This is a genomic window from Nocardiopsis codii, assembly GCF_036327455.1.
Classification (GTDB): Bacteria; Actinomycetota; Actinomycetes; order Streptosporangiales; family Streptosporangiaceae; genus Nocardiopsis; species Nocardiopsis codii.
On record NZ_JAUZMY010000018.1, the window covers coordinates 1 to 17,212 of the forward strand.

At 73.6% G+C, this 17,212-nt stretch carries 14 protein-coding genes; 5 read left to right on the forward strand and 9 right to left on the reverse strand.

Features of this window, described 5'->3' with window-relative positions; all coding sequences use genetic code 11:
- Window positions 1-2 precede the first annotated feature (2 nt).
- Complete coding sequence (locus tag Q8791_RS18220) at window positions 3-1,268, reverse strand: activator-dependent family glycosyltransferase (RefSeq protein WP_330092934.1); 1,266 nt, start codon at window positions 1,266-1,268, stop codon at window positions 3-5.
- Window positions 1,269-1,459: 191 nt separating this feature from the next.
- On the opposite strand from Q8791_RS18220, the gene Q8791_RS18225 reads away from it, so the two are divergent.
- Complete coding sequence (locus tag Q8791_RS18225) at window positions 1,460-2,716, forward strand: activator-dependent family glycosyltransferase (RefSeq protein ID WP_330092935.1); 1,257 nt, start codon at window positions 1,460-1,462, stop codon at window positions 2,714-2,716.
- 12 nt (window positions 2,717-2,728) lie between these two features.
- Here the strand turns inward: Q8791_RS18225 and Q8791_RS18230 are convergent, their stop codons facing one another.
- Complete coding sequence (locus Q8791_RS18230) at window positions 2,729-3,727, reverse strand: Gfo/Idh/MocA family protein (protein ID WP_330092936.1); 999 nt, start codon at window positions 3,725-3,727, stop codon at window positions 2,729-2,731.
- Between the two features lie 339 nt (window positions 3,728-4,066).
- Between Q8791_RS18230 and rfbH the strand changes: the two genes are divergently transcribed.
- The gene (gene rfbH, locus Q8791_RS18235) at window positions 4,067-5,389 is read left to right on the forward strand and encodes a lipopolysaccharide biosynthesis protein RfbH (RefSeq protein ID WP_330092937.1); all 1,323 of its coding nucleotides are present in this window, start codon (window positions 4,067-4,069) and stop codon (window positions 5,387-5,389) included.
- Between the two features lie 138 nt (window positions 5,390-5,527).
- Here rfbH and Q8791_RS18240 read toward each other — a convergent pair whose 3' ends face one another.
- The 4 genes from Q8791_RS18240 to Q8791_RS18255 form a co-directional block, all read right to left on the reverse strand.
- Window positions 5,528-6,244 carry a class I SAM-dependent methyltransferase gene (locus Q8791_RS18240; RefSeq protein WP_330092938.1) on the reverse strand — a complete coding sequence of 239 codons (717 nt, stop codon included), beginning with the start codon at window positions 6,242-6,244 and terminating at the stop codon, window positions 5,528-5,530.
- 206 nt (window positions 6,245-6,450) lie between these two features.
- Window positions 6,451-7,227 (reverse strand): TetR/AcrR family transcriptional regulator, encoded by a 777-nt coding sequence (locus tag Q8791_RS18245; protein WP_330092939.1) that lies wholly within the window; start codon window positions 7,225-7,227, stop codon window positions 6,451-6,453.
- A gap of 138 nt (window positions 7,228-7,365) precedes the next feature.
- Complete coding sequence (locus Q8791_RS18250) at window positions 7,366-8,190, reverse strand: SDR family oxidoreductase (protein ID WP_330092940.1); 825 nt, start codon at window positions 8,188-8,190, stop codon at window positions 7,366-7,368.
- 113 nt (window positions 8,191-8,303) lie between these two features.
- Window positions 8,304-8,873, reverse strand: coding sequence for a DNA-3-methyladenine glycosylase I (locus Q8791_RS18255; protein ID WP_330092941.1), 570 nt, complete (start codon window positions 8,871-8,873; stop codon window positions 8,304-8,306).
- Between the two features lie 354 nt (window positions 8,874-9,227).
- Here Q8791_RS18255 and Q8791_RS18260 point away from each other — a divergent pair, with 354 nt between their 5' ends.
- Entirely contained in the window at window positions 9,228-10,187 is a 960-nt protein-coding gene (locus tag Q8791_RS18260) for an ATP-binding cassette domain-containing protein (protein ID WP_330092942.1), read from the forward strand.
- Window positions 10,184-11,056 (forward strand): ABC transporter permease, encoded by an 873-nt coding sequence (locus tag Q8791_RS18265; protein ID WP_330092943.1) that lies wholly within the window; start codon window positions 10,184-10,186, stop codon window positions 11,054-11,056. Before Q8791_RS18260 ends, Q8791_RS18265 begins: the two co-directional genes overlap by 4 nt.
- Window positions 11,057-11,117: 61 nt before the next feature.
- Here the strand turns inward: Q8791_RS18265 and Q8791_RS18270 are convergent, their stop codons facing one another.
- A complete protein-coding gene (locus Q8791_RS18270) occupies window positions 11,118-11,843 on the reverse strand; it encodes a hypothetical protein (protein WP_330092944.1) in 726 nt (241 codons plus the stop codon).
- A 280-nt stretch (window positions 11,844-12,123) separates the two neighbouring features.
- Between Q8791_RS18270 and Q8791_RS18275 the strand changes: the two genes are divergently transcribed.
- Window positions 12,124-14,088 (forward strand): M3 family metallopeptidase, encoded by a 1,965-nt coding sequence (locus tag Q8791_RS18275; RefSeq protein ID WP_330092945.1) that lies wholly within the window; start codon window positions 12,124-12,126, stop codon window positions 14,086-14,088.
- A gap of 162 nt (window positions 14,089-14,250) precedes the next feature.
- Here the strand turns inward: Q8791_RS18275 and Q8791_RS18280 are convergent, their stop codons facing one another.
- Window positions 14,251-16,413, reverse strand: coding sequence for an ATP-binding protein (locus tag Q8791_RS18280; protein ID WP_330092946.1), 2,163 nt, complete (start codon window positions 16,411-16,413; stop codon window positions 14,251-14,253).
- On the reverse strand, window positions 16,394-17,101 hold the full coding sequence (locus Q8791_RS18285) for a response regulator transcription factor (RefSeq protein ID WP_330092947.1): 708 nt from the start codon (window positions 17,099-17,101) through the stop codon (window positions 16,394-16,396). The genes Q8791_RS18280 and Q8791_RS18285 overlap by 20 nt, the downstream gene beginning before the upstream one ends.
- Window positions 17,102-17,212: the final 111 nt, after the last annotated feature.

Below are 17,212 nucleotides of genomic sequence, written 5' to 3' on the forward strand. Positions count from 1 at the left end.
GGTCAGCGCTGGTCGGTGAGGGCGGTGAGGGTGTGGGCGAGGTCGGCGGGGGAGGGCATGGCGGCCATCTCCTGGCGCAGGGCGTCGGCGGCTCCGGTGTGGCGGGGGTCGTGCAGGAGTGCGCGCACCCCGGCGGCCACGGCGTCGGGGGTGACCTGGTCGGGATCCAGCACCCGGGCCGCACCGATACCGGCCACGGACGAGGCCAGCAGGGACTCGTCGAACGTGGGCCGGGGGGAGACCAGCTGGGGCACCCCGTGCGCCAGCCCGGTGAGGACGGTGCCCGTCCCCCCGTGGGTGACCATGGCGTCGCAGGTGGGGGCGAGTGCGTGCAGGGGCACGTACTCGGTCAGGCGGGTGTTGGCGGGGACGGGGCCGAGGGCGTCCTGCTCGTGGGCGGGCAGGGTCGCCACGACCTCCACGTCCAGGTCGGCCAACCCCTCCAGGACCAGGGGCACGTCCACACCGGAACGGCCCAGCCACGCCGCCGTGCTCGACCCGAGGCTCAATCCCACGCGGGGGCGTTCGGGTGGGGTGCGCAGCCAGTGGGGGATAACGGCTCTGCCGTTGTAGGGGACGTAGCGCATGGGCAGGTAGGTGAGGTCGTGGGGGGTGGGGACCCTGAGGGAGGCGGGGATCTGTTCGAGGGTGGCCTGTCCGTGGACCAGGGTCTCGGAGTACTCGACGCCGTGGCGGGCGGCGCGGGCGCCCAGCCAGGCGGACAGGGGGTCCTCCCGCTCGGCCGCGGGCTGCTCGGCCATCCGCGCCAGGAAACGCGCGCGCACGGCGCCGAAGACGTCCGCGCCCCAGGGATGGCGCACGTGGGCCGCCCCGCAGGCCTGCGCCGCGATCGCCGCGGAGAAGGTGATGGGCTCCCAGACCACGAGGTCGGGCCGCCACTCCCGGCAGAACGCGACCAGGTCCTGCTCCATGGGGTCGTTCACCATCCGCCACCACCAGGTGACGACCTGCTTGTAGTCCTCCAGCTCCTCCGCCCAGGGGCGCTGCCCGCGCCCGCTGCCGAAGGCGGAGAAGAGGGGTACCCCTCCGCGCAGCCCGTCGAAGGAGGAGCGCGCGGTCAGGTGCCGCCAGAAGCCGTGGTCCCGGCCGACCGGGACGAACGGCAGACCGGTGTGCCGGACGACGGGAGCCAGCGCGGGCTGGCTCGCCACCCGCACCTCGTGCCCGGCTGCGCGCAGGGCCCAGGCCAGGGGGACCAGGCTCAGGAAGTTCGTCTTCTCTGCCAGGGACGCCACGACGATGCGCACGGTGGGCTCTCCTCGGGTCGCGGCCGACGTCGGCGCTGGGGGGGTTCGGACGACGCGCGGGGCATCCCGCGGCGCGGCGCCATGTCTACCAGTTCCGGCCGGGGCGCCACTCGGCCCGAACCGACCGCCCCGGGTGGACGCGCCGCGTCCCCTCCCCTAGTCTCCGAAGCGCTTCGAGGAGGTGCGGGACGTTGCGTGTGCTGTTGACGGTGGCTGCGGAGAAGCCGCACTTCCTGGGGATGGTGCCCCTGGCGTGGGCCCTGCGGGCCGCGGGGCACGAGGTGCGGGTGGCGAGCCAGCCCGCGCTGGCTCCCGTCGTCCGGCACACCGGTCTGCCGTTCGTCCCGGTCGGCCGGGACCACGGCTTCTGGCGGACGATGAAGGTCTTCGACCTCCACGACACCCTGAACGACGCCCCGCTGTTCGGGCGGGTGACCGCCCCCGACGACGAGGTCTCCTGGGAGTACCTGCTGGAGGGCTACCGCACGGTCGTCCCGTGGTGGTGGCGGATGGTGAACGACCCCATGGAGCAGGACCTGGTCGCGTTCTGCCGGGAGTGGCGGCCCGACCTGGTCGTCTGGGGATCGGTGAGCTTCGCGGGGGCGATCGCGGCGCAGGCGTGCGGGGCGGCCCACGTGCGCTACCTGTGGGGAGCCGACATCTTCGCCCGCACCCGCCGCCGTTTCCTGGCGCGGATGGCCGAGCAGCCCGCCGCCGAGCGGGAGGACCCCCTGTCCGCCTGGCTGGGCGCCCGCGCCGCCCGCCACGGCGTCGAGTACTCCGAGACCCTCGTCCACGGACAGGCCACCCTCGAACAGATCCCCGCCTCCCTCAGGGTCCCCACCCCCCACGACCTCACCTACCTGCCCATGCGCTACGTCCCCTACAACGGCAGAGCCGTCGTCCCCCACTGGCTGCGCACCCCACCCGAACGCCCCCGCGTCGCCCTCACCCTCGGCACGACCCTCATGGGCCAGGACAGCGGGGGCAAGGCTTTGTTCCGCGCACTGCTGGAGGGGTTGGCCGACCTGGACGTGGAGGTCGTGGCGACCCTGCCCGCCCACGAACAGGACGCCCTCGGCCCCGTCCCCGCCAACACCCGCCTGACCGAGTACGTGCCCCTGCACGCACTCGCCCCCACCTGCGACGCCATGGTCGACCACGGAGGATGGGGGACGGTCCTGACCGGGTTGGCGTACGGCATCCCGCAGGTGATCGTCCCCAGCTGGTTCGACGACCCGATGCTCGCCGACATGCTCGCCGACGGGGGAGCGGCCATCACCGTCCCCCACCGGGCCATGACCGCGGAGACGATCAGCCGGTCGGCCTCCCGGCTCCTGGACGACCCGTCCTTCGCCCAGGGGGCCGCCGGCGTGCGCGAGGCGATGGCGGCCCTGCCGTCCCCGGCCGAACTCGCGGACGCGCTCGTGGGACTCACACGCGGCTGAACCCCGGGTCGGTCAGCCGGTGACGGCCTCCGCCGCGCTCCGGCGGACGCGGTCGACGAGGTCGGCCAGCTCCAGGACCGGCGCCGTGTCCACCGGCACCGGACCGCGCACCCCCTCCGCGAAGGCGGCCAGGAGGTTGCGGAACTGGTGGTCCGGCTCCAACAGCCGGTCCTCGGCCCCCGCCCCGGTCCGCAGCTCCAACGCCGGCTCCAGCGTCTCCGGCGGGGTGAAGGCGCGGTCCAGCCGGACGGCGCCCGCCTCCCCCCAGACCGTGTACTCGTTGCGGTAGTGCAGCCCGAACCCGAACCCCACCTGCGCCGTCCCGCCGTCCGGTGCGCGCAGCAGCACCGAGCCGCGCACGTCCACCCCCGTGTCGGCGCCGCGCTCCAGGACCGCGCCGCTCACCCGGAGCCCGTCGCCCCACAGGAACTGCGCCAGCGCCAGCGGGTACACGCCCACGTCCAGGAGCGCCCCGCCGCCCAGCGAGGGGTCGTGCCGGATGTCCCCGGGGGCGCGCTCGGGCACCCCGAACTCGCACATGAGCGCGCGCGGGCGCCCGATCGCGCCCTCCGAGACCAGCCGCCTCAGCTCGTGGTGCTGCCGGTGGTACCGGAAGGCGAAGTTCTCCATGACGGTCAGGCCGCGCCGCCCGGCCTCGGTCAGCAGTTCGGCCGACGTGTCGGGGCCGACCGTGAGGGGTTTCTCGGAGAGGACGTGCAGACCCGCCGCCAGGGCGCGCCCGACCCACTCGTGCCTCAGGCCGACGGGCAGCGGCACGTACACGGCGTCGAGGTCGTCCCGCGCGAGGAGGTCCGCGTAGCCCGTGACCGCCTCGCCGCCGAAGCGGTCCGCGAACCGGCGCGCCTTGGCGGCGTCCCGGCTGGCGACCGCGACGAGCCGCACCGAGGGCGTCGCCGCGACGGACGGCAGGACGCGCCGCCACGCGATGTCGGCGCAGCCGAGCACCCCGAGCCGCACCGGCGCTCCCGTCCTTCCGAGCGTCGAGGACACACGACCTCCCTCGTGTCGGCCGGCTCCCGAGCGCCGGCTGCCGCGGCCCACTCCGGTCGCGCCGCCGCACATACTGCCAGAGCGCGACGGAGGGGGACACCGCCGTACCCGGGCCCGGCCAGGGGACGGCCCGCCGGAGGCCGGGCGGTCCCCGCTCCCCCCGGAGCGCGCGGGCGCCGGCACCCGCGCGGCGGGTGGGCTTCCGCGGAACATGCCCTAGTGTGTCCGGCGCCGTGCCGGGGCGCACAGACCCCGGACGGTCGAGGTCCGGTGTCCACGGGGGCGGTCGGCAGCGCTTGCGCCCTCCCGCACCGCCCGCCCAGGAGGGGAGAACCACGCATGGAGACGAGTGACGAGGCCGCGGCCGTGCTCGACGCGGTCCGCGCCTACCACCGGTCCAGGCGGACCGAGCGCGAGTTCGTGCCGGGCGTGACGGAGATCTGGCCGTCCGGCGCCGTCCTGGACGAGGACGACCGGGTGGCGCTCGCCGAGGCCGCCCTCGACATGCGCATCGCGGCGGGCAGGAGCGCGCGCCGATTCGAGTCGGTGTTCGCCAGGAAGCTCAGGAGGCGCAAGGCCCACCTGACCAACTCGGGGTCCTCCGCCAACCTGCTGGCGCTGTCGTCCCTGACCTCCCACCTGCTGGAGGACGACCGGCTGCGCCCCGGCGACGAGGTCGTGACGGTCGCGGCCGGGTTCCCCACGACCGTCAACCCGATCCTCCAGAACGGGCTCGTTCCCGTGTTCGTGGACATCGAACTGCGCACGTACAACACGACGGCGGAGCGCGTGGAGAGGGCGATCGGCCCCCGCACCCGGGCGATCATGATCGCCCACGCGCTCGGCAACCCGTTCCAGGCCCGGGAGATCGCGCAGATCGCCGAGGACCGGGGCCTGTTCCTCGTCGAGGACAACTGCGACGCGGTGGGCTCGTACTACGACGGCCAGGTGACGGGGTCCTTCGGGGACCTCTCCACGGTCAGCTTCTACCCGGCACACCACATCACCATGGGTGAGGGCGGGTGCGTGCTGACGTCCAACCTCATGCTGGCGCGCGTCGTGGAGTCCATGCGCGACTGGGGCCGGGACTGCTGGTGCGAGCCGGGTGAGAGCGACACCTGCCGGAAGCGCTTCAGCTACCAGCTGGGCACCCTGCCGCAGGGGTACGACCACAAGTACACGTTCTCGCACGTCGGCTACAACCTGAAGGGCACCGACCTCCAGGCCGCGCTCGGCCTCAGCCAGCTGGAGAAGCTGGACTCCTTCGGGGAGGCCCGGCGGCGCAACTGGCGCAGGATGCGGGAGGGCCTGGACGGAGTCCCCGGCCTGATCCTCCCGGAGGCCACACCCGGCAGCGACCCGAGCTGGTTCGGGTTCGTCCTCACCGTCGATCCGGAGGCGCCGTTCGGCAGGGCGGAGCTGGTCCAGTTCCTGGAATCCCGCAGAATCGGCACCCGGCTGCTCTTCGCGGGAAACCTCACCCGTCACCCCGCCTACCTCGACCGCCCGCACCGGGTGGCGGAGAACCTGGACAACAGTGACATCGCCACCGACCAGACGTTCTGGACCGGGGTCTACCCGGGCCTCACGGACGAGATGATCGACTACGTGGTCTCCTCCATCACCGAGTTCGTCAAGGAGCGGGGCGCCGTCGCCCCCTGACCGGGGTCCTGCCCGCGGCCGCCGAGGGGGCGGCCGGGCGCCGGCCCCGACGGGACGCCCGTCCGAGGGGGACGCGCCGCGCGGTCGGCGGAGGCCCGGCGGCCCCGGCGCCGTGCCCGGAACGAGCCGGGGCGCGGCTCAGGCGGCGGGCGGGAGTCCGGGCATCCGGAAGTAGATCATCGGGTTGTCCGTGCTGGTGCGCACGGGCTCTCCCAGTCCCAGGTCCTCCCTGAGCTCCAGGAGCGCCGTGTACGGGGCGGGCGCCCTCCTGCGGGAGGGTGTGAAGAAGTCCGTGCCCGTCCTCCGCAGCCACGCCAGCACGACCGCGCCCTCGGTCAGCGGCAGGGCCCGCTTCCCGTGGAAGACGTCGTGGACGCTGACCGGGGTGCCGGGGGCGATACGGGGGAAGAGCTCGGACAGGTACCACCGCGCGAACCGGCCGTTGTGGGCGGCGTCCACGAACAGGTAGCCGATCCCCTCCGGGACCTGCGACATGTTCTCCCGGACGTCGCCCTGGTGGAACTCCCAGCGGCCCAGCGACAGGTCGGCGGGCACGTTCTCCACCACGTTGTCCACGATGTCGAACGAGTGCAGGGTCCCCGCCCCGTTGTCGCGCAGCGCCGACAGGATCCACGTCGTGGACCAGCCGTGGAACGTGCCCAGCTCCATCACCGTGTCCGGCCGGGTCTCGCGCAGGAGCAGATAGGTGATCTCCGCTTCCAGGTCGTCGAGCTGCGGGGTCATGCGGCCCCGCATGTCCCGGAGGAACCCGCGCTGCGCGTCGCGCACCTTCGCCAGGGGCTCGCGGTACCTGCGGTACAGGTCCCCGATCAACGTCAGGCCGATGTCCCCCATACCGCTCCCCGGGTTCGCTCCGTGTGGTTCCGGACCTCACCGTATCGATCCGGGCGCCTCCGGACGGGAAAAGCGCGTCGGCTCCCCCGGCGGGTCGCGGGCAGGAGGGCGCACACCGGACGGACCGGTCACGCGGCGGCGGGACCGCGCCCGCGCGCGAGCCCGGCGGACGCGTCGGCGGGATCGGGCGGCGTGCCCCGCGAGGGCTACGTGTCCCGTGCCGAGGGGGCCCGGGAGTCCACGAGGACCTGGACTCCGTCGAGGACGCGCTCCAGGCCGAACGCGAACGCGTGCTCGGCGGGGTAGACGGCCCGGTGCTCACGCCCGACGGCGCTCCCGACGCGGGAGGCGATCGGATAGTCGCTCTCCCTGACCAGGGTCGCGAGGATCGGGCCGTGCGTCCGCCACCACTGGCCGTCGGTCATGCCCGACGCCCGCTCGGTCTCACTGCCCGCCACGGCCTGGCCGGCGGCGCCCTCCGCGTAGCTGTTGACCAGGCTGACGGTGGAGTCCATCTCGTCGTCGGTCAGGCCCAGGCCGTCGACGGCGGCCAGTTCGTACTCGTACTTGGCGACGAGGTGGGGGCCCAGCAGGCGTCCGCGGGAGGCCTGGAGCATCCACGGGTGGCGCAGGAACAGCCGCCAGTTCGCGTGCGCGATCGCGTCCAGCCGGTCCCGCCATCCGTCGGGCCGCGCACCGCCCGCGTGCAGGCCCGCGTAGGCGGCGTCGAGCATCAGGTCGACCAGCTCGCCCCGGCCCGGGACGTAGGTGTACAGCGACATCGTGCCGACGCCCAGGCGCTCGGCGACCTTGCGCATGGAGAGCGCGCCGAGCCCGTCGGAGTCGGCGAGTTCGGAGGCCACCGACACGATCCGGTCCACGCTCAGGTCCGGCTTGTTGCGCCTGCTGGTGGGCTCCTGGGTGCGCCACAGCAAGGCGAGGCTGCGCGCGGGGTCGCCGCTCGTGGTGTGCTGCGTGGACATTGACGGCCCTGCTCTTCCGGTCCGGTGCCCGGTCAGTGTACGGCAGGGCGGTCATGCCCCGCGGTCCCCGGTTCCGGCCCCGTCAGGGTTCCCGTGCGCGGGCCGCCGCCCTCCCCGGGCAGGACCTCCGGCGTGCGATCAGCCCCGGGGGAGGAACGCGTCCCTGTGCTCCTCGGCCCACGCCTCGAACCCGCGTGCCGGCCTGCCCGTGACCTCCTCGACGGTGGGCACGACCCGGGTGCCGACCTCCGGGGGCTCCGTGGCCAGCTGGACCGCGAACCGGACGTACTCCTCGTCGTGGCCCAGGGCGCGCAGCCGCTCGGCCTCCTCCTCGGGGCCGATGCGGACCAGTGAGATCTCCCGGCCGACCACCCGGGACAGCACTGCCACCCGCTCCCCGGGTGTCAGCGCCTCCGGGCCGGTGAGGGCGTAGGCGCGGCCTCCGTGGCCGTCCCCGGTGAGCGCCGTGACCGCCACGGAGGCGATGTCCGCCTCGTGGACGAGGGCGCTGGGGTGCGTGCGCGCCTCCCTGATCACGCCGTCCCCCGTCACGGACTCCGCCCAGTCCAGGGTGTTGGCCATGAACTCCACCGGGTGCAGGAGAGTCCAGGTGAGGGAGCTCGCGGCCAGGGCCTCCTCGACGGGGCCGGGGTAGAAGTCGCACAGCACCGTCACGCGGCGGACCCCCGCCCGGGTCGCGAGTTCGACGAGCCGTGCCGCCGTGGTGAGGGGCGCGTAGTCGTCCCCTCCGAACGTGATCAGGTGCAGGCCGGTGACCCCCTCCAAGTGGGGGAGGAGGCTGTCGGGTTCGGTGAGGTCGCCCCGCACCGGCTGCGCCCCCTCCGGCAGGCGGGCCCGGCCGGGGTCCCGTGTGAGCGCGCGCACCGGATGTCCGGCGTCGAGCAGTTGACCGACGACGTGGCGGCCGACCGTGCCGGTGGCTCCCGCGACGAGGAACGTCATGGCTCTCCTTCTGCTGTGGGGCGGCGGCATGGCCCGCCGTTGCCGTATGCCGTACAGTACACCGTACGGAAACGGGCGTGGGAGGGCCGGGGCGGACCTCGCGGGGGAGTGGGTCAGGACGGCTTGGCGGGGCACCCGACCAGGTGGTCGTCGACCACCCCGACGGCCTGGAGGTAGGAGTACACGATCGTGGTGCCGACGAAGTTGAAGCCGCGCTTCTTGAGGTCCTTGGCGACGCGGTCGGACAGCGGCGTGCTCGTCGGCACCTGGGACGCGTCGGTGAAGCGGTTGACGAGGACCTCGCCCTCGACCCACCCCCACAGGTAGTCGGCGAAGGTTCCGTACTCCCCGCGCACGCGCTCGAAGGCGCGTGCGTTGCGCACCACGGAGGCCACCTTGAGCCGGTTGCGGACGATGCCCGGGTCCGCGAGGAGCCGGTCGGTGTCCTCCTGGCCGTACTCCGCCACCCGGGTGCGGTCGAAGCCCTCCAGGGCGCGGCGGTAGTTCTCCCGCTTGTTGAGCACGGTGGACCAGGAGAGCCCTGCCTGTGCGCCCTCCAGAACGAGCATCTCGAACAGGTACGCGTCGTCCCGGGACGGCCGGCCCCACTCCTCGTCGTGGTAGGCCGTCATGAGTTCCGACGCGTTCCTGGCCCAGGCGCAGCGCTGGTCCTGGTCGGGCATGGGTGCTCCTCCGGTCTCGACTGCGGTCCCCCGCATTGTTCCGGAGGCCGCCGACGGTCCGGGGGACGGGTGGGCGTGTCGCGGTCGGACGGCCGCCGTCGGCCGGGCGCGGGGTCGCGCGGCGCCGCCGTGCGGCGATCCCGGGGCGCAGCGCAGGGCCCGCCCGTGCCGACCGGCTCACCGTGGGCGCCGGGTCCGGGTTCGCCGGGGCCGGGCGAGGGGCCTGTCAGCGGCCCTCCGAGAAATACCTTACTCCGTACGGAATTATCCGCGGAGTCCTTGTGTTCCTCGAAACGTAAGCCGTACAGTACGGCGTACGGAAAATCGGGGACGGCTGCCGGAGAGGGGAACACCGTGAAGACGACCGAGAGCGCGGTCACCGCGCGCGGTCTGGGGAAGCGGTACGGGACGAGCTGGGCCCTGAGGGGGTTCGACCTCGACGTGCCCGCGGGCAGCGTCTGCGGACTCCTCGGACCCAACGGGGCGGGCAAGACCACCGCCGTGCGCGTGCTCACCACCCTGCTGCGCGCCGACGAGGGCGCCGCCCGCGTCGCCGGCCACGACGTGACCGCCCACGGGGGCCGGGTGCGTCGGCGGATCGGGCTGGTGGGACAGAACGCGGCCGTCGACGAGGTGCTGAGCGGGCGCCAGAACCTGGAGATGTTCGGGCGCCTCCACCACCTGGGCGCCCGCCGGGCCGCCGCGCGGGCGGACGAGCTGCTGGAGGGGTTCCGCCTCGCCGACACCGGGAGGAAGCCGGTCGGCGCCTACTCCGGCGGCATGCGGCGCCGTCTCGACCTCGCCGCGAGCATGATCCTGGCGCCGCCCGTGCTGTTCCTGGACGAGCCCACCACCGGGCTCGACCCGCGCAGCCGCAACGAGGTGTGGGGCGCGGTGCGCGAACTGGTCGCGGGCGGCACGACCGTCCTGCTCACCACCCAGTACCTGGAGGAGGCGGACCGCCTCGCCGACCGGATCTCGGTGGTCTCCTCCGGCCGGGTCGTCGCCGAGGGCACCCCCGAGGAGCTCAAGTCCCGCCTGGGCGGCGACCGGCTCGACCTGGTGGTCCGCGACCCGGCGGAGCTCGACGCCACCGCCGGCCTCGTCCGACGGGTCGTCGGCGCGCGGCCGGAGACGGACGCGGAGAACCGCCGGATCAGCGTCGGCGTCGAGAACCGGGTCGCCGCGCTCACCGAGGTGGCGCGGGCCCTGGAGGACCACGGGGTCGAGGTCGAGGACATCGCCCTGCGCCGACCCAGCCTGGACGAGGTGTTCCTGCACCTCACGGAGAACGAGGAGGCACCCGTCCGATGAACGCCACCGCCGCCCCGGCGGCCCCGGCCGACGCGACCGCCGGAGGCGTCGCCCACGAGGAGGACGGCGGCATCGCCCACCGCGTCCGCTGGGCGGTCGCGGACGGGTGGACCATCACCCGGCGCGACCTCCTCCACTGGCTGCGCCGACCGGGCCAGCTCGTCGCGGGGCTGCTGTTTCCCGTGATGATGCTGCTGATGTTCGGGTTCCTCTTCGGAGGGGCGATGACCGTGCCCGGAGGCGGGGACTACCGCGAGTTCCTGATGCCCGGCATGTTCGCCATGACGATGGTCTTCGGCGTGGGCGAGACGGTCACCGCCGTGTCCGGCGACGTCGCGCGCGGCGTCACCGACCGCTTCCGCTCCATGCCCATGGCGCCGTCGGCCGTCGTGGTGGGGCGGTGCGCCGCGGACATGCTCAAGTCCACGATCACGCTGGCCGTCCTCGTCGGCTGCGGCCTGCTGGCGGGGTGGCAGTGGAACGGCACCGGGGGCGAGGCCGCCGCCGGGATCGGCCTGCTCCTGCTCCTGCGCTTCTCCCTCGTGTGGCTCGGCATCTACGTCGGCCTGCTCGCCCGGGGCGAGGGGGCGGTCACGGCCGTGCACACCCTGGAGTTCCCGCTGGGCTTCCTGTCCAACGCGTTCGTCGCCACCGCGACCATGCCGCTGTGGCTGGGAACCGTCGCGGCCTGGAACCCGCTGTCGTCCACGGTCACGGCCACCCGTGAGCTGTTCGGCAACCCGGGGTGGGGTGGCGGTGAGACCTGGATCGCACAGAACGCCCTGCTCATGGCGGTGGTGTGGCCCCTGCTCATCGTCGCGGTCTTCTTCCCGCTCTGCGTCCGGCGGTACCGGGACATGGCCCGGTAGCCGGGCCGGGGCACATCGCGTCGTGAAGGATCGGCGGCCGGACCCGGACCCGGCCCCCGGCTCACCGGGGCGCCCCCCGGCGGAGCGGTCCGCGGTGGGCCGCGTCGTACAGGTCGCGGTACCGGCGTGCCCTCGACCGCGTGGCGATCGGGAGGGGGACCAGGCACAGGAAGCCGACGAACAAGGCGAGGGCGCTCGCCCCGGACGCGAGACCGTTCAGGTCGTCCTGTCCGAGGTACCGCACGGTCAGGTAGAGCCCTACCGCGACCATGAACGCCGAGCAGGCGATCGTCACGGCGGTGAACGCGAACCGGAACCGCGGGGTGATCAGGTCGGCGTGAACGAGGAGCGCCTCCGACAGGGACCGGGCCACCATGGCGGTGCGGGGATCGCCGCCGAGCCGGCCGTGGCGGTGGAGGACCCGGGCGGCGCGCAGGTGTTCCGGCGTCGTCCACGGGGGAAGCAGGTTCGGTGCGGGCCACAGGTTCAGCAGCCACACCAGGAACACGCACACGAGCGGCGGAACGGCCACCAGGGTGAGCACGCCGATCGCGTCGGCCCAGGCCGGGGCGTACGGCGCCCATGCCATGCCCCTGAGAAGCCCGAAGGGGCCCTGCGTCTCGGCGGCGACGACCACCGCCGCGAAGTTCGCGAGCTGGAACGTGGACATCACACCTATGAGGGTGTACCCGGTGACGAGCCGGAGCTCGTACTCCCGGACATAGCTCCGGGCGCCGTGCGCGTGCGTCCCGACCGGAGGGGGCGGGGGCGACGGGGGATGCTGCACAGGGTCCTCCCCTGGGTCCGCGAGTGGGGGAAACGCGGTCGGGCCGGAGCCGCGCCCGCCGTGGAAGAGACCGGACGAATCCGGCATCATCGGCCCCTTGTCGGACGTTCTGGACAGGAATGGGGTTCCCTGAAGCCCGACAGGGCCGGGATTTCGCGCGGTTTCCCCGGGTGAGGTGCATATGCGGCGTGACAGGGCAGGCCGGTCACGATAGAACAGCACCGGCATTCCCGGCACGCGGATCTCCGGGCCACGCGCACGAACACGAGGAGTCCGAGCTTTGACCGACAACCCGTTCTTCGCTCCCAGCGGTCTGCCCTACCAGCTGCCCGACTTCGCCGGCATCCGCGAGGAGCACTTCGTCCCGGCGTTCGCGCGGGGCATGGCGGAACACCTCGACGAGGTCGAGGCCATCGCGAACGATCCCGAGCCCGCGACCTTCGACAACACGCTCGTCGCCCTGGAACGGTCCGGCCGGACCCTCCACCGCGTCGAGACCGTGTTCCACACCCTCGCCGGTTCCGACGCCACCGACGGGATCAGGGAGATCGAGAAGGAGATCGCGCCCAGAGCCGCGAACCACCGCGACGCGATCTCGCTCCACCGCGGACTGTGGGAGAGGATCAAGCGGGTCACCGCCTCCGACCCGGAGGAGGCCCGCCTCCTGGAGCGGTACCGGACCGACTTCGTCAACGCCGGAGCCGACCTCACCGCCGACGAGCAGGACAGGCTGCGGCAGCTCAACGAGACGCTCGCCGGACTCGCCACGGACTTCGCGCAGAACGTGCTCGGCGCCACCTCCGAGTCGGCGCTCGTCGTCCGCGACCCCGCCCAGCTCGACGGACTGGACGAAGCCCAGATCAGAGCGATCGAGAAGGACGGGGAGTACGTCCTCCCGCTGCTCAACTTCACCATGCAGCCCGCACTCGCCCAGCTCACCGACCGCGCCACGCGCGAGCGGCTGTACACCCTGAGCGTGGAGCGCGCGCCGGCCAACCTCGACCTCGCCGCGCGGATCGCCGAGCTGCGGGTCGAGCGGGCCAACCTCCTCGGCTACCCCGACCACGCCGCCCACAAGGTCTCCGACCAGACGGCCGAGACCGTCGGGGCGGTCGAGGACCGGCTCGGGCAGCTGGTCGGCCCCGCCGTCCGCAACGCCCTGAAGGAGGCCGAGGCGCTGGCCGAACAGGCCGGACACCCCATCGAGCCGTGGGACTGGTCCTTCTACGCCGAGAAGGTCCGCAAGGCGCGCCACGACTTCGACAAGAACGCCCTGCGGCCCTACTTCGAGCTGGACAGGGTCTACCGGGACGGCGTGTTCCACGCCGCCGGCAGCCTGTACGGGATCACCTTCACGGAACGCGCCGACCTGCGCGGCTACCACCCCGACGTGCGCGTGTGGGAGGTGTTCGAGGAGGACGGCGCCGCGCTCGGGCTGTTCCTGCTCGACCCGTACGCCCGCCCCACCAAGCGCGGCGGCGCCTGGATGCACAACCTGGTCGACCAGTCGTACCTCATGGACGAACGGCCCGTGGTGGTCAACAACCTCAACATCACCAAGCCCGCGTCCGGGCCGACACTGCTCACCCTGGACGAGGTCCGCACGGCCTTCCACGAGTTCGGCCACACCCTGCACGGCCTGTTCTCGGCGGTCCGCTTCCCCCGCTTCTCGGGCACCAGCGTCCCCCGGGACTTCGTCGAGTACCCCTCCCAGGTCAACGAGATGTGGGCGCACTGGCCCGAGATCCTCGCCAACTACGCGCGACACCACGAGACCGGCGAGCCCGTGCCCGCCGAACTCGTCGAGCGGATGACCGCGGCCGCGCGGTTCAACCAGGGCTTCGCGACCGTCGAATATCTCGCGGCCGCGCTGCTCGACTGGTCCTGGCACCGCGTCGGCGCCGGGGAGACCGTGGACCCGGCCACCTTCGAGGAACGGGCCCTGGAGTCCTGGGGGATCGCCCTGACGCAGGTGCGCCCCCGCTACCGCAGCGCCTACTTCATGCACGTGTTTTCCAACGACTACAGCGCCGGCTACTACTCGTACGTGTGGAGCGAGGCCCTGGCCGCCGAGAACGAGGAGTGGTTCGCCGCCAACGGCGGGCCCACCCGGGAGAACGGCGACCGCTTCCGCTCCCGGGTGCTGTCGGTGGGAGGGAGCACCGACGTGATGGGCGCCTTCCGCGGCTTCCTCGGCCGCGACCCGCAGATGGGGCCCCTGCTGCGCCGCCGCGGACTGGAGTAGACCGCGAGGGCCCCGGGAGCCGGTCGGGGCGCGCCCGGACACCGGGGGACGGGTGGGGCCGGTCGGGCCGTGCGCATCCGGCACGCGCCCACGTGGCGTCCGGGCCGCAGCCCGGGCGCCACGACCGGCCGACCGCCGGGGCCGGAGGCACCGGTCCCCGTCTCAGGGCGCCGAGGGCCCCGGCGGCTCCGGCGGCCCCGCGATCGGCAGCCGCACCGTGAAGACGGTGCCCACGCTCCGCACGCTCTCCACCGACACCGAGCCCCCGTGCAGCTCCACCAGGCCCCGCACGATGGCCAGGCCCAACCCGCTGCCGCCGGTCCGCCTGTTGCGGGACTTGTCGGCACGCCAGAACCGGTCGAACACGTGCGGGAGGTCCTCCGCGGCGATGCCGACCCCCGTGTCCTCCACCTCCACGACCACCTCGCCGCCCGTGCCCCCGTGCGGCCCGCCCGTACCCGCACCCGTGTCCGCGGACCCGGCGGAGGCCCCGCCCTCGCGGCGGACCCGCACGGCGACCGTCCCGGGCGCGGGTGTGTGCCGCAGCGCGTTGCCGACCAGGTTCCCGACCATTTGGCGCACCCGCGTCCTGTCGACCACGGCCACCGAGTCCTCGACCTCCGCGAGCAGCCGCAGCCCCGCCGTCTCCGCGCGCAGCCGCTGACCGTCCACCACCTGGCGCACCAGGGCGCCCACGTCCACCGGCTCCGGGGACAGCCGGAGCTTCCCCGCGTCCGCCAACGCCAGGTCCTGGAGGTCGTCGATGATGTCCTGGAGCAGCAGCGTCTCGCCGACCAGCATCCCCATGCGCTCCCGGTCCAGGTCCGCGACCCCGTCCTGGGCGGCCTCCAGCCAGCCCCGCAGGTTGCTCAACGGGGTCCGGAGCTCGTGGGAGACATCGCTGACCATGGCCTTCCTCTGGTCCTCCAGACGCGTCAGGTGCTCCGACATCTCGTTGAACGCGGCCGCGAGCTGCCCGATCTCCCCGGAGTCGCGGACCTCGACCCGCGTCGTCCCCTGACCGGCGCGCATGCGCCGCACCGCGTCGGTCAGCGCGCGAACCGGCCGGACGAGCCGGGTTGACACCGCCACGCTCACCACCACCGTCAGCACCAGCACCAGCAACACCACCCCGGCGACGCGCAGGAGGCCCTCCCGGGACAGCGACAGCCCGGACTCCGGCTCCTCCGACGGGTCGTCGATGAACAGCAGCGCGGCCGGGGCCACGTAGGGGTCGAGCTGCTCGCGGACACCCGAGTCGAGGCAGGCGGAGGTCCGCGCGTCGAACCGCGGGGGCGCGGGCGGCGGAGGCGAACCGAAGGACTGCGGATCCGAGGGGTCCGGGATCGCGTACGGAATCGCGGTGCCCGGGGGCGGGGCCGGGGCCTCCTGCTCCATCGGGGGGTCCGCCGGAGCGGGCTCCTCGGCTCCGCCCCAGCCCGCCCCGCCGTCCGCGGGTGCGTCGCTCGGAGCCTGGGGCATGCCGGGGTCGGCGTCGGTCTCCGTGGGCCCGCCCGCCTCCGGTTCCCGCGGTGCGCGAGCCTCGTCCGCGTCCGGCATGTCCCACGCCGCGAAGGGCTCGGCCACGGGGACCCCGGTGGCGCCGTCCATCCGGAACCCGGCCTCGGGGAGCTCGTCCTCACCGAGGTCCAGACAGGCCAGGACCAGGCTGTTCAGCTCGGCCAGGGCTTCCTGCTCGCCCTCGGTCGGCTCGTCCAACGCGTCGAGCCCGCAGGCGGCCCACACCGACTCGTCCACCGGGTCCCCGGTCACGGTGGGCCGCCCGCTCGGACCGGCCTCCACCTCCACCGCCAACACGTACACCTCGTTGAGGCAGGCCGCTCCGGACTCCGCGACCTCCAGCAGCCGCGCCCGATCCTCCTCGGGCAGGGCGAACGGGCCGACCGCGCGCGGGTCGATGCGCCCGGAGAGGTCGGACGCCAGCGTGACGTCCACCGCCAGCGGGTCGACCACCGAGGACGTGCGGAACGGAAGCGGCTGCTCCCCGCCCGCCGAGTCCACCAGAAGGCCGTGGTTCTCGGTGGTCAGCACGATCCGCCGACCCGTCTCGTCCGCCAGCTCCTCCACCGTCGCCCCCACCCCCTCCCACACGGGATGGGTGGCCGCGTACGCGACGAGCGTGTCGTGGATACGGGTGTCCACCGCGAGGGTCTCCCCCTGCTGGACGTTGATCGACTCCGACGTCCCCTGCACCGCGAGCCACGCCGTCGCGGTGATCGAGCAGACCGCCACCAGCACCGAACTCGCCAGGAGGCGTGCCAGCAGGCTGTGCCGCAGGGCGCCCCTAACCCTGGGACGAGCCATCGCCCGTCCCGACGAGTTTGTAGCCGACGCCGTAGACCGTGACCAGCCGCACCGGCCGGCGGGGGTTCGGTTCCAGTTTCTTCCTCAGGTTCTTCACATGGACGTCGATCGTGCGCTCGGTGATGAACCGGCTCATGCCGTGGATGTACTCCAGCAGCTGGGCCCGGGTGAGGACCCGTCCCGGCTGGGCGGCGAGCGCGGCGAGCAGCTGGAACTCGGCGGGAGTGCACTCCACCGGGGCGCCGTCCACCCGCACGGCGTGACGCGAGGGGTCCACCGCGACCGGCCCCGCGCGCAGCACCCGGTCCTGCTCGTCGGGGTCCCTCCGCGACCGGCGCAGCAGCGTGCGCACCCGCGCCATCAGCTCGCGCGGACTGTACGGCTTGGTCACGTAGTCGTCCGCACCCAGGTCCAGCCCGGTCAGCAGGTCCTCCTCGGTGGAGCGCGCGGTGAGCATCAGGACCGCGACGTCCGACTCGGCCCGGAGCGTCCGGCACGCCTCGAGGCCGCTCATGACCGGCATCATCACGTCGAGGACGACCAGGTCGGGCCGTTCGCGGTGGTGCTCCTCGACCGCCGCGCGGCCGTCGTGCACGACGCGGACGAAGTGCCCCTCGTGCTCCAGATAACGCCGGATGAGGTCGGCCTGGTTCACGTCGTCCTCGGCGACCAGCACATGCGCGCACACGGCGACCTCCGCTCGACTCGGTTGGGCGGGCCGGGCTCCGGGGGGGCGGCCGCGGCTCGATCGTATGTGCCCCCCACGGGACCCGGACCGGCGGTTTCGGGCCGCTCCAGG